Below are 13,929 nucleotides of genomic sequence, written 5' to 3'. Positions count from 1 at the left end.
AAAACATACCGTTTACTACTTTCAAACCTTCATTCCAATTTCGACACTTTTAAACCTTGGAGTTATACATGAAATCAAATGTTTTTAATTATAGTCTATTAGCGGTGGGTATCGCTGCTGTGATGGGTATCACTACCACGGCTAATGCTGCCAAAAGTGGGGCAACGACGACTGGCGTAGAGATAACCAACAAAGCAACCGCTAGCTATAATGTCAGCGGTGAAGAGCAGCCTGATGTTGAATCAAATGAAGTCAAAATTACCGTGCAAGAGCAGGTATCATTTTCGTTAATTGCTAATAATGATGACACTGCTGCGGGCGGTACTAAAGACGATGATGTCAATATTAAAGAACCAGTGGCTCCCAATGGGTTTGTACTGTTTAGACATACATTGACCAACACGGGTAACCGAGAAGATATCTATACTGTAAATATAGTGTCGCCCGATGCAAAGTATGTTCCAGCTAACTCTACTGTCTCCTACGTGATATATAACGCGGATAAAAGCGTCAATCGTTCTCAAAATGCCGTGCCTTATGCGACAGCTAATGGTCAAGAGTTTCCTTTAGAGAAAAATCAGTATATTGAGTTTACGATCAATGCCAAGACCCAGAACAATAAAGCAGCCAGTGACCAAAGCCTGACCATATCTGCTACTAGTAAATTCTTAACCGCTAGCCCTGCTGCTACAGTAAAAACCCTTACTAATACTGACAGCTCGTTCACTAGACTACCGACCTTTAGTATCGTGAAGACGATTACTAACGCTTTGGATCTTAATAATCCCAATGACACCGCCACTTATCAGATAGTGATAAACAACGATGGCACCACTACCTATAGTGCTGATGCCACTAATATTGCTATCAAAGATATTTTACCCCCTGGTCTCGTACTGTCAGAAGCATTGACCGCCACAAGCGTCAGTGGTTCGAGTCAGGTAGGTACAGGTACTATCACTACTAGCAATGCAGGTGATGCTGGCTTTGAGATTACTGGTGTTAATATCCCAGCAGGTCAAAAAGTAACCATCGTATTCAAAGTGAAAAAAGGTGGTAGCGGTACGCTCGTGCCTGCCACTGCTATCAACCATGTCAAGGTTACTGATGACTTGGATGACAATGCCGACACTATTAATAATACACTGATCGATAGTACAGACAGTACAGATGAAAACGTTTCTACCTTCTATGATACTGATGACATTGAGATTCTCGATGGTAAAACCCCAACGACTACAGGGGGTGACTCAACGTTACCGCTACTGACTATCAGCCGTGCTCTCAACTTAGCTGGTGTCACTACCAGAGAAATCGCGCCTACCTCAGGTGCTCTTGGTCAAGTGACCCATCAAACGGTCATCACTAACAATGGTCAAGATGTTGAGGGCGATACTGCTGGCGAATTGACTTTCACTATCACTGATAATGACGGTGACACGCCGGATGCGGTTAATGTAGTGCCTAATACGGTCACCATCACTTATGATGCAGACGGTGCGGGTACGGGTACGCCTGGATCAGCGATGACTATCACACCTACTCTCGTAAACGGGGTAAACGTCTATGACATTAAGACTGCGCTGCCTGGTGGCATAGCCCCTACTGGTACGGTTACCATTAACTATAAAGTAGCCTCTGTCAATGCCCCACTGTTTACACCAAACAACTCTACAACTCCGACTAAAGAAAGTACTACGGTTACCTTGAAGCCAGCTGATGAAGGCGCTCCTACACCATTGACAGTAACAGATACCACGACTGTCCGCGGTTTAGTACTGGTCAAAAAACAAGCGATAGATGCTGATTGTACCGGCACTAGTGTAGGAACGTTCGTGACTGCAGACATTACTGGTGCTTCACCGGGTCAATGTATTATTTACCAAATCGAAGCCAAGAACACCTCTACTGCAGGAATAGGATTTGTTATTACCGACGTAATCATATCCGATCTATTGAGTAATTTTTCGAATGAAGCTGATTATGTAGTGAATAGCGCAACGACCACTGCAAGTGCTGGTGGCACCTATACGGCTACTAAAGATGCTACTGAGGTTACCACTACGGTTGCTACATTAGCCCCTCAAGGTACTGCAACCATGCAGTTTAAAGTCAAAATCAAAACTGCTCGTACCTTATAGCGTTATTTTGACATTGCTCATATCAGTTTAATTTTATTGCTTAGTTTTAAGGTCTATAAGTATCTAAGTGTACTTATAAATGTCATCTAGCCTAGATCTACTCAGGTTAGATGAATCCAAACCCCCATACTGTTTTATTGGATAAGCGACATATGACAGCTCATTTAATGACATCGTCTAAACACATGCCATTGCGCACCGCTAAGTTCTCTGCGTTGACGCTTGCTATGTTGCTTATGCAATCAAATACTGCGCTTGCCGCGCCAAACCCTTTATTACAGTTCATCGAAAACACGGCTAACGCCAGTTATATTATCAGTAACGGCACTAACTTTAATCTAAATAGTACTTCTAACCATGTGAGTGTTCAATCGTCTGCTTTTCCTCAGTTTGGTATCAGCTTAACCTCACCACCAAGAAAGACGATTGCTCCTGGCGAGACTGTAATTTGGAAAAACATACTGACAAATACTAGCTACAGTGATCAGACCATTGACTTGACACTGAGCGTAGATAACAGTTTATCGAACATCAAAGTCTATCAAGATTTAAATAACAATGGGCGTTTCGATAAGGGTGTCGATAAAGAGATTAAGTTAGATAACAATCTAACCGCTCAGATTACTTTAGGTAAAAGCGAGAGCATTGAGCTTACCATTCAGGCGTTATCTGATGCCAATGCTGCAGCCGATGATACTGCTACTATTAAGCTTGGTGCTGTTGTTGTCGAAGACCCTTCTATTACCGCTTTAGTGAATGATGAGCTTATCATCATTGAAACACGTCTCGATTTTATGCTGTATTCCTGGGATGGCTACAAAAGCAAATCTCAAATTGGCGAAGATATTTATCTTCAAGCCAGCTGTGCTAAATGTAACGTCCAAGATAGCGTGCGAGATGAAGTATGGATAAACATTACTTCCTCTAAAACAGGTGATACTTATTCAGTTAAAGCCATCGAGACTGGCGACAATACTGGAAAATTTCGCATCGAAGTACCAACAGAAAATAACGCCAATGCCATTAATGACGATATCATTCAAACGCTACAAGATGCTAATTTAGTTGCTAAGTTAGATGCTTATATCGACTTAGACGGTATTAGGCAGGAGATTACAGAGAATATTAATAGCAGTCTGGCCATTATCGATGAAGAACCAAATTTACAAGTCACTAAAGAAGGCGATGTCAAAACTGCGGCTTTTGGCGATTATGTAAACTATACGATCAATATCAAAAATGACGGTGCTACAACCGCCTACGACGTGCAACTAAAAGACGCCCTACCACGTGGCTTTGCCTATGTGGATAGCAGCGTACGTATTGATAAAGCCCAAACGACTGAGTTTAAAACCGACGGTAAATACCAAGTTTTAAGTTTAGGTAACATGAATGCAGGCGAAACGAAAGACATTACTTATCGCGTCCTTATTGGTTCATCGGCATTAGGCGGTGACGGTACCAACCGTGCGACTGCCGTTGCTGCTACTGAGCAAGGTCAAAGCCTAGTATCACGAGAAGCCCAATGGAAGATTGAGGTTGAGCGCGGTGTCATGAACACTGACGGCATCATCATTGGGAAGGTTTACCACGATATCAACCGCGACGGCATTCAACAAAAAGAAGATGGTGAGCTTGGTGTTGCAGGCGTGCGCATCTACATGGAAAATGGCAACTTCGTCGTCACCGATCCTGAAGGTAAATATAACTTCTATGGCGTCAGTGCAAAAACTCATGTTCTAAAAGTTGACCGCACCACCATTCCTAACGCCACCGAAATGGTTACTCAAAGCAATCGCAATGCTGGAGATGCAAGCAGCCGTTTCGTTGATTTAAAATATGGCGAGCTACATCGTGCAGACTTTGCTATCGTTGGCGGGTTGGGCGATAGTACCGAGCGCTTAAACGCAGAATTGGTCGCGCGCAGCAAATCTGTCAGCGCTAAAAATGACAGCCTAGAGCAAGCGGTAAAGACCGAGCTGGTGTTAGAGCCTGATTATAACCGCGACAATAAAGACAATGTCGATGCAAGCGGCTGTAAATCTAACGATGTCCTAGATGCCGGCATACAGTGCGACTCCGCCATCGTTAACGAAATGGTCAAGCCAACTGCCAATCGTGTCGATATGACAGTGACGACTATTGCTCCTCCGCTAGAAAAAGAGCTTGAAGAATACTTAAAAGAAGTTTCTAGCAATGACGTTGCCTTTATTAATCTTAGCGAAAGTCAGCAGCTCAGCACCTATAAGCAAATGGTACAAGTACAAGCGCCACTAGGTTCTAACTTTACCCTATATACCAATGGCAAAGCCGTATCAGCCGAGCAAATCGGTAAAACCGCTGAGCAAGAAAAGCAAAAGGTGACGGCGTTTGATTATTATGCCGTCGATTTACAACGTGGCACTAACACCTTACGCGGTGTCGCGACTGACATTAATGGTAAAGTCATCTCTGAGCAGACCATTAAAGTATTGACACCCGATAGCTTGCAAGCCATTGACTATCGTACGCAAAAACAATTGGTCGCTGCAGACGGTATTAGCGAATATCAAGTAGTGATTAGCCTAAAAGACCGTGACGGTCGCCCTTATATCGCCTCAACGCCTATTACAATTGACACCAATATCGGTCGTATCAATCTTAGCGATAGCAGTAAGGATCAAGCTGGTACGCAAGTCACCGTCTCTGGCGGCGAGCTACTGATACCCATCACCGCTCCAAGCGTACCGGGTAAAGGTGAGCTAGTCATTAACACGGGCAGCAGCAAACAAGTGATTCCGCTACAATTCATCGCTCAGTTGCGCCCTCTTATCGCTGTTGGTATCGTCGAAGGTGCTATCTCGCTTAAAAACTTCGATGGCAGCAATATTACTGATGCCCAAGGTGCCTTTGAGCAAGAGCTGCGTGAAATCGCTGGCAATGATGACTATTCAGCAACGGGTCGCGCGGCGATGTTCCTAAAAGGTAAGGTACGCGGCGATTATCTACTGACACTAGCTTATGACAGCGATAAAAAAGGCGAACGCCTGTTCCGTGATATCGAGCCGGGTGAATACTATCCTGTCTATGGCGATTCTTCTGCTAAAGGTTTCGACGCCCAATCGACGAGCAAGCTTTATGTTCGGGTTGATAAAGGTCGCTCATTTGCAATGTATGGCGATTTAAAAACTCAAATCGATAATGATGAAGGTATCAAACTTGGTCAATACAACCGTACTTTAACGGGTTTAAAAGCGCAGTTTGAAGATAGTAACACTCGCATCACCGCGTTTGCCGCTGAAACCAGTACTTCACAGCGCGTTAACGAAACTCGCGGACTTGGTATTTCAGGTCCCTACCCGCTTGCCAATGATTTCGACGCGGTATTAGAAAACTCAGAAACCATCGAAGTCATCACCCGTGACGCCAATAACCCGGGGCGTATCGTGCGCCGTGAGACCTTGACGCGCTTTGCTGATTATGAAATCGATTCTATTAGCCGCAGCTTATATCTAAAGTCACCGATTGCTAGCCAAGATCTCGATGGCAACCCTATCTATTTGCGCGTGACGGTCGAAGTCGACGAAGGCGGCGAGAAATATTGGGTTGGCGGTATCGCTGCCAAGCAGCAAGTGACCGATAAAATCGCCATCGGTGGTAGCTATATTAATAGTGATGACCCACTAAATAAAGAAGAACTTGCCAGCGTCAATACGGTGGTCAAATTTAACGATAAGCTAAAGCTGGTCGCAGAATATGCCAAAAATAAAGCAGAAAATCCAAGCTCGCAGCCAAGCGATCAGATTAATGCCGAAAAGTTAGACGGTAAAGATACTGAAGGCGATGCACTGCGCATCGAGCTTGACTATGACGATAAGAAAAACACGCGTGCCAAAGCCTATTATAATGATACCGATGAAGGCTTTGTCACTGGCGCGTCCCCTCAAACGGCTGGCCGAACCGAGTCTGGCATCGAAATCACTCATACCTTAAATGACAAAAATACCGCGCTGAAACTTGAAGGTGTCCGCACTAAAGACCATACTACCGAGGCCAGTCGTCAAGGCTTACAAGCCAGTATTGAACAGCGTTTAAGTCAAAATATCGTTGGCGAGATTGGCGTACGCTACTATAAGCAAGAGGCCACTGCTGCCTCACGCAATACCCAAGTGGCAACCGATGTCTTAGATATTACTAACGATACCATCTTTAATGACGACATCATTAATCAATCAGCACTGAATGGCGTGAGCAATGCTGAAAAAGACATCGAGGGCACCACTGCCCGCGCCCGTCTTACCGCGCGTTTGCCAAAGCTCAATAATTCATTGGTGTTTGCCGAATACGAGCAAGATATCGAGCATAGTTCGCGCAATGCCACTTCTATCGGCGGCGAAACAGCGCTTGGTAGCCTAGGTCGTTTATACGCCCGTCATGATTTAATCAATAGCTTGTCAGGCAGCTACGGTTTAGACGATTCTGAAGAGCGCCAACGCACCGTTATCGGCTTTGATGCCACTTATATGAAAGACGGCAAAGTCTATAGCGAATACCGTATGCGTGATGCGATCAGCGCCCGCGAAGCTGAAGCCGCTATTGGCCTAAAGAATAAATGGTATGTGCAAAAAGGTTTGACACTTAACACTTTGTTCGAGCGTGTCGAATCGTTAGAAGGTGAAAAAGACAGTACCGCGACTGCAGCCGGTGTTGGCGTTGAATACCTTGCTAATGAAAAATATAAAGTCTCAGGGCGCTTAGAAAAACGTTGGGGCGACACTAGTGATACGCTACTCGCTAGCGCAGGCGCCGCTTATCGCTATAGCGATGAAGTTACTTTACTCGCCAAGGATATCTATTCACAAGTGGATTATGATGATGGTCATCGTACCATCAATCGTTTTCAGCTAGGCGCCGCTTACCGTGATTACGATAGCAATAAGCTCGATATGCTTGCTAAGCTTGAATACCGCTTAGATGATAACGCAACAGGCAACGATCCATATCAAAAAGATACTGTTGTCTGGTCATGGAGTGGTAACTATCATCCAACGCGCCCATTAACGCTATCAGGGCATTATGCCGGTAAATATACGGAATATGACGCTCAAGGAATTGCTAGCGATAATACTGCACACGCTGTGTATGCACGCGGATTGTATGATATCAGCGAGCGCTGGGATATTGGTTTGCAAGCAGGTACGTATTGGAATAAGCAAGCGGACGATTTATCTTACTTGGTTGGCGCCGAGGTTGGCTATAGCCCGATGACCAACCTTTGGTTATCGCTTGGCTATAACTTCATGGGCTTTGAAGATGAAGATATTGCCTATGACGATACGACGATAGAAGGCGCTTACTTTAGATTACGCTTCAAGTTTGACGAAGACTTATTCAAACGCCAAGATTCACGTAAAAATAAGCCGCTCAGCGCCCGTTCTACGTTATAATTCCTCCTAGTTATCATTTATTCTCATTGTCGTAAGCCCCGCTTACGGCATTTTTGTATTGACTGGGCGACAGTTTTTATTGAATGATAAATTAACTTGTCTCTTTACATATAAACTTTTCATACTTCTACCTTACTTTCAGGTTTATCTTATGCCTCATTCTGCCCTTCAAGCAGCTCCCTATAAAAAATCACTATATGCTACGCTATCCACTGTATTGCTTCTGTCTACCGTATCTTGTGTATCGGCTACAAGTCTTACGCTAAAAGACGCTACGCTAAAGACTACGGACTATTGCCTTAGCAGCCATAATACTGAATCTCAAGCCCAGACAGCTGATGATAAAGCCCAAAGCGTACAACAGCGCGCCATGAACTGTATGCTGAACGAATTACAAACCTATCAGCAAAAAGACATGAGTGCCCGTCAACAATACTTTGCTTACAAAGCCCAAGCTTGGCTGAACTACGCCACTCATAAAGACAGTATGAATAGTCGTTCAGACGCTGCTGTGCAAGCCGCCCAAGCTGCAGAAACCATCTTGCAGGCGTTAAAAAATAATAAAGTCGAAGCGCTTGAGCTTATCGAAGATATCCCATCGACCTCGACGCTCATGAGACCTGATTTATGGGCAACTTTAAATGCCCTTAAAGATAGTGGCGGTATCGTGAATGCGCCGCGCGAAATGGCCTTTAGTGAAGTGGCATTAATATGGGCAGCTACCGACCACTGTGAACGTGGCGCAAAATCATCAAACAGTCATTTTCGGATGGCAGATCGCTGGCTTGAGCAAGCACGCGAAGCTTTCGTCAATGCCCATGACTCAAAAACCAACGTTGCTTTAGAAGCGCTTATCGTGCGTTATTATGAAGAATACGCGCCTTTAGATTCAAGCGATGACAGTTGTAATGGTCAAGTGCTAACAACGATTGATAAAAAGTAGGTGTCCTATGCTTGTAGTGACTTATGCTTGTACTAACTAGCCTTTGACCACACAATAAAATTTCAATCAATGTTTAATAAACGTTTATTAAAAACGCGCAAAAAAAAGCCGACATCATGTCGGCTTTTTTACGTTTGGATTTGGCTCAAACTCTAGCTCAATAAAAATTAACGATTTTTACGCGGTAATTTTTCTGGCAAATAGCAGCGCAGATAAGCGATAGAAGCGGTATTGGCTTCTTGCAAATATTTATCAGTAATGCTCTGATGACGGCGATAAGAGACGGTAAAGATGGCGTTAATAATACTAAAGGTAATCAATAACACATCTTGGATATCTTCAAATTTTGGCACTTCATAACGTTCTGATAGGCGTTTATATACCAATTGCACCACTTGATTGTCCATATGCTCACCAAAACTGTCCCCTTCAAAATCAGGAGTATTGGTGTCATAAATCAATTTGGCTTTGGTTTGGTCTTCATCAAAGATTTTTACACAGCGCTCAATCAGCGCGGTCAAATACGCTTGCCATCTATCATAATCAACCGTTTCGACAGTGGTCAGCACTTCTAAGATGTCGATCGCATTTAAAAAACGCAATGCTAAAAATATCGCTTCGATATTTGGAAAGAAATGATATGCAGAAGCTCTTGGAATACCCGCTTCTTCACAGACAGCAGCCAAGGTAATATCATTAATCGCTTGAGTTTCACTCAATTTTTTCGCGCCCATCAATAGCTTTTGACGGCGTGCGCGGCCTTGCTGACTGGTGAATTTAAATTTGTTAGGGACCAGCTTTTTTGCCAGCTCCGAATCTACCAGTACATCTTCAATTTTGTCGTCTTTATTTTCACTCATTATAAATCTCTTAATGTTACGCCCCATCTTTATAAATATAGTCTTCATCAGATAGCATCTGTCCTAAATCGAAGGACATTCTATCAACCGGTAATTTGGGCCAATAGCACCGCTACTATACTCAACGAAGAGGCATGATAAACGCTTGTACACAGTCAAGCAAGGGACATGAATAGGTTAAAAAATAATTCACCAATCAACCAAAAAAACGGGGTTAATTATGAAGTTTTATTTTCGCTCGTATAATACCATGATCGATGACTCTATCGGCATAATCCCACTTTAAGTGGTCATTAAAATAGTCAACTCGTTCAACCTGACCAAGCGAAAACTTACTATCAGGTAAAAACTCTTCAGAAACAAATAACTGATCAATAACTTCTGGCATACCCTGATAAATATGGGTATAAGCAACATCTTTCATCCAACCGTAACGGGCTTGGATACGAGCGGCATCAAACAATGCTACATCACGCATACTTTTATCATAGTTGACTTCGCCGGTTTCGGTCATCAATTGGGTGGTCACGCTACCGGTGACATCATTCATATCACCCAATAAAATCAGCGGCTCGCGCGTATGATGTAAGCGCTCAATGATAGACATACGAATAGAGGCGGCTTCTGCGGCGCGCATACATAAACTACGCAGTTTGGCACGAACTCGAATATTCGGATCGTTCATATCCTCTAACAGATTGCCGTTTTCATCACGTAAGAAAAAAGCACGTTTGCTTTTAAGATGGGCGGTAATAATCGTTATCGGCTGCCCATAAGCATTCACTCGTAATATGAGTGGCGGACGATTAAAACGCTCATAAGGTCCTATATCAGGAATATCGATGACCGCTTTTGGCTCTACGGCTTGTAGCAACGTGCTCTCTAACTGCTCAAAGCGCGTGATAATACCAACTGCGGGTGTATTCTGCGCACCTTTGCCTTGAGTATAAGGGCTTGCGCTGTCATTACTTGCCAGTGGAATCACCACATGCTCAGGCTTAAAACCCAACGATACCGCCAACGCTTCAAGCGCCTGACTATCCCATACTTCTTGTACAGCGATAATATCGGCATGGGCTTTTGCTAATAAGTCGGTAATGCCGCGCAGCTTATGTTCGTATTCTTTATTGGTATAAGCGGGCGTATTTTCGTAATAAATTCGATTAGGATTGGCAAAATTCAGTAAATTGGCAGTTGCTATATAAAACTGCTTTGGATCATTGCCTTCTGCATTATGAATCATAAATTACCTATTATTATTATTTTTGATAATTATGTCTTATCATTAAATATATTTATACATAACAATATTAAGTATATTCACACTTAACAATATACACTAAAAAAGCCTCCAAAGAAATCTTTGGAGGCTTTAAAGTAGCATAAAACTGGCTTATTTTGTCTGATAGCAGAGTAAAGTCTACAATCAGACTAATTCTAGTAATGAGAGAGTAAGCTTTTGTATTGTTTATTTACTTATATCAAATAAACTATTAGTTTATCTTAATGATGAAGCTTAACAAAGGAATACTCATTTACCATTAATTGAATCCTTAACACTTTTCATTATTATTTAATCATCATAGCTTAAAAATATAACGGCTATTAAGACACACGGTTCCATGCATCACGTGTTGCACGACGAGCTTCTTCCCACTCTAGACGCGACTCACCCTTCACTTCATGCCATGAACGCTCTAAATCTGATTCATGATCTTCAAAACGGGCATCGGCTGGATAGCGGGCGCGATTGGCGTAACCAACGGCATAGGCTGGATGTAAATCACGATCAAACTCATGACCTTCGCGGTAATAATCAGCATTGGCATGTTGAGCACGCCAGTATGCTTCTTCACGAGTTGGGTCAATGGCTTCTGCGGCTGCATGACCGGCACCGCCACCAACGATAGCACCAATAGCGCCGCCGATTAAGGTTCCTAATGGACCTGCCATTGTCCCAATAGCCGCACCTGCTGCTGCGCCGCCAATACCACCAATACCTGTACCTAGTGGGTGTGAGCCTGGCTCACCTGTGATTGGATCAGCATTCAGATCTTCTCTACTCTCTTTTGACATGTGCTTCACGGCATTACGATCAATGGCGTCGTGATCATCAATGATATTGTCATTTTCATGTCTAACGACTCTATTACCATTGATATCAACATCGTTATCAGTTAATCGACGCGCGTTGTCATCGATGATGCGCTCTCTATCGCCGACTTCAAGATAGTCATCAGCGATTACACGGTTATTAGGGTCTGTAATGCGTCCATCGTTATTCATAATATTATCCTTAAATTATTTGTTATATATTAGAGTTATTCATTGCTAATGTACTAATCACTCATTTTTCAGCTGTAAATCTAAGCTATTAATCTAACGCCTATTAATGACATAATTATGAATTAATAGTTATAGATTAATAGAAATTAAATAAGAGTGATTAGCGCTATGATTTAATTCATCTAAAGTATAGGAATTTATGGATACCAACAAATAGACAGGTTATGTAATTTGTGTCCAAATTACGATTGCCTTGCGTTACAGCCTGTATCTTTATCACCAATTTGCATGGATTTGTATGTCAGCAGAGCGCTTTAAGTAATCTTTGACTGAGTGGTTACAGCGCTTAAATATCTCAATATTAGACAATTACATGACTTTTAACGCTCTATCAACGGCTTGTTGCCATTTATTAAGATGCTGCTGCCGAATATCGGCGGACATTTCAGGCTCAAAAATCCGGTCGACTTGCCATGATGCTTGCATCGTTGCTTCATCGTATAGACCGGTTTTTAATCCGGCTAATAAAGCCGCACCTTTGGCAGTAATCTCTGTGTCTTTGGGGCGCAATACCGGCACTCCCAATAAGTCAGCTTGAAACTGCATGAGTAAGTCATTATTAGCCGCGCCGCCATCGACTCTGAGCTCAGTCAATGGATGAGGACTGTCTTTTTGCATAGCGATGAGCACATCATAAGTCTGATATGCCACCGCTTCCAAGGCCGCGCGCGCGATATGGGCTTTGGTCGTACCGCGGCTCATACCAGTGATACTGGCACTGATATCGGAGCGCCAGTAAGGAGCGCCAAGACCTGTAAATGCGGGCAATAAGACCACCTCTTCACTGCTATCTACTTGCCGCGCTAAACTCTCAACCTCACTACTTTGTTGAATCATACCAAGATTATCACGCAACCATTGCACGATAGCACCGGCCATAAAAACACTGCCCTCCAAGGCATAAGTGACTTCCTTTTTGGGCGGTTGTAGCATACGCCTGCCAGACTGAACGATTTGATCAAATGATAAATTGTCTGGACGCATTGGCGTTGATTTGCGTTGCCAAGCAATGGTCGTCAGTAACTTATGCTCACTCAGTTTTGGCGTCTGACCGATATTCATCAGCATAAAACAGCCGGTGCCATAGGTATTTTTTGCCATGCCTGCATCAAGGCAGCCTTGCCCAAACAGCGCCGCTTGTTGGTCGCCCAATACCGCCTGAATAGGAATTTGTTTGGCAAATAACCCTTTTTTGGTTTTACCAAAATCTCCATCAGATGCCAGAACCTTGGGCAATATATTCATGGGTATGGCAAAACAGGTACATAGCTCCTCTGACCATGCCAGCTTATGGATATCATATAATAAAGTACGACAGGCATTGGTCACATCGATGACGTGTTCGCCGCCGGTTAATTTATAGATAAGCCAGCTGTCTATGGTGCCGACAGCAATCTCCCCTTTATTGGCGCGTACTCTTAATTTAGGGTCGTTTTCTAACAACCACGCGATTTTACTGGCGCTAAAATATGGGTCTAAGCGTAAGCCTGTGATACGTTGTATCTCGCTTGCCATATCAACATGCTTATCCTCAGTCTTACCGCTCGCACTTTCAGCAGCAAGCGTTTTACAATAACTTGCGGTACGGCGGTCTTGCCAAATAATAGCAGGCGCTAAAGGTTTGCCCGTTTGCTTATCCCACATCACGATAGACTCACGCTGATTGGTAATCGCAATACTGGTAACATCGGTCGCAAGCAGCCCGGCCTGATTAATCACATCATGGGCACAGCTAATCTGTGTCTGCCAAATCTGCTGTGCATCTTGCTCGACAAAACCTGCTTGCGGCGTTTTTAAGGTTGTCGGCTGTTGTACCATTTTAATCGGACGGGCATGGTCATCGTACAAAATCGCGCGGCTCGATGTTGTGCCTTGATCTAGCGCTAAAATATATCCTGCCATTACTCACATCCTATTTTAGATAGTGTTGTTTTTTATCTGCTGATTTTTATCTAGGGCGTGTCCTCAATGACTTTTTATCACTAACCCATAAATAATGCTATTATTTACCTTATAATGAGACACTTAACATAAAAACAGCGCGTATTCAATGTAAAATAAGCGAATAGTGAGCATTGACCCGTCACCATTGTGGCACTACAGTGTACGCTTTGTTATGAATAACCGATTTTTGCTTTCTATTAATAGTCTATAATATTGCCCTGTTCGGCTACCTTCTACACACTTTACGTTCTAAACACTTTGCATTCTAA

Annotated in this window: 7 protein-coding genes; 3 read left to right on the top strand and 4 right to left on the bottom strand. The window is 43.3% G+C overall.

Annotation, left to right across the window (positions count from 1 at the left end; translation table 11 throughout):
- Positions 1–68: 68 nt before the first annotated feature.
- From QJS82_RS03685 to QJS82_RS03675, 3 genes are all read left to right on the top strand, one after another.
- A complete protein-coding gene (locus QJS82_RS03685; protein ID WP_281491257.1) occupies positions 69–2,141 on the top strand; it encodes a hypothetical protein in 2,073 nt (690 codons plus the stop codon).
- Positions 2,142–2,293: 152 nt separating this feature from the next.
- The gene (locus QJS82_RS03680; RefSeq protein WP_281491256.1) at positions 2,294–7,567 is read left to right on the top strand and encodes an SdrD B-like domain-containing protein; all 5,274 of its coding nucleotides are present in this window, start codon (positions 2,294–2,296) and stop codon (positions 7,565–7,567) included.
- Positions 7,568–7,718: 151 nt separating this feature from the next.
- Positions 7,719–8,510: a hypothetical protein gene (locus QJS82_RS03675; RefSeq protein WP_281491255.1), complete on the top strand. Its 792-nt coding sequence runs from the start codon at positions 7,719–7,721 to the stop codon at positions 8,508–8,510.
- 167 nt (positions 8,511–8,677) lie between these two features.
- Here the strand turns inward: QJS82_RS03675 and QJS82_RS03670 are convergent, their stop codons facing one another.
- From QJS82_RS03670 to glpK, 4 genes are all read right to left on the bottom strand, one after another.
- Complete coding sequence (locus tag QJS82_RS03670) at positions 8,678–9,370, bottom strand: TetR/AcrR family transcriptional regulator (protein ID WP_201619525.1); 693 nt, start codon at positions 9,368–9,370, stop codon at positions 8,678–8,680.
- A gap of 214 nt (positions 9,371–9,584) precedes the next feature.
- Complete coding sequence (locus QJS82_RS03665; RefSeq protein WP_281491254.1) at positions 9,585–10,613, bottom strand: endonuclease/exonuclease/phosphatase family protein; 1,029 nt, start codon at positions 10,611–10,613, stop codon at positions 9,585–9,587.
- A 362-nt stretch (positions 10,614–10,975) separates the two neighbouring features.
- A complete protein-coding gene (locus QJS82_RS03660; protein WP_201564951.1) occupies positions 10,976–11,446 on the bottom strand; it encodes a hypothetical protein in 471 nt (156 codons plus the stop codon).
- A gap of 579 nt (positions 11,447–12,025) precedes the next feature.
- A complete protein-coding gene (gene glpK, locus QJS82_RS03655) occupies positions 12,026–13,618 on the bottom strand; it encodes a glycerol kinase GlpK (RefSeq protein WP_281491253.1) in 1,593 nt (530 codons plus the stop codon).
- Positions 13,619–13,929: the final 311 nt, after the last annotated feature.

Origin of the sequence: Psychrobacter maritimus (assembly GCF_029953575.1) — a bacterium.
GTDB lineage: Bacteria > Pseudomonadota > Gammaproteobacteria > Pseudomonadales > Moraxellaceae > Psychrobacter > Psychrobacter maritimus.
The sequence above is the reverse complement of the archived record's forward strand: the minus strand, read 5'-3'. Positions and strand labels throughout refer to the sequence as shown.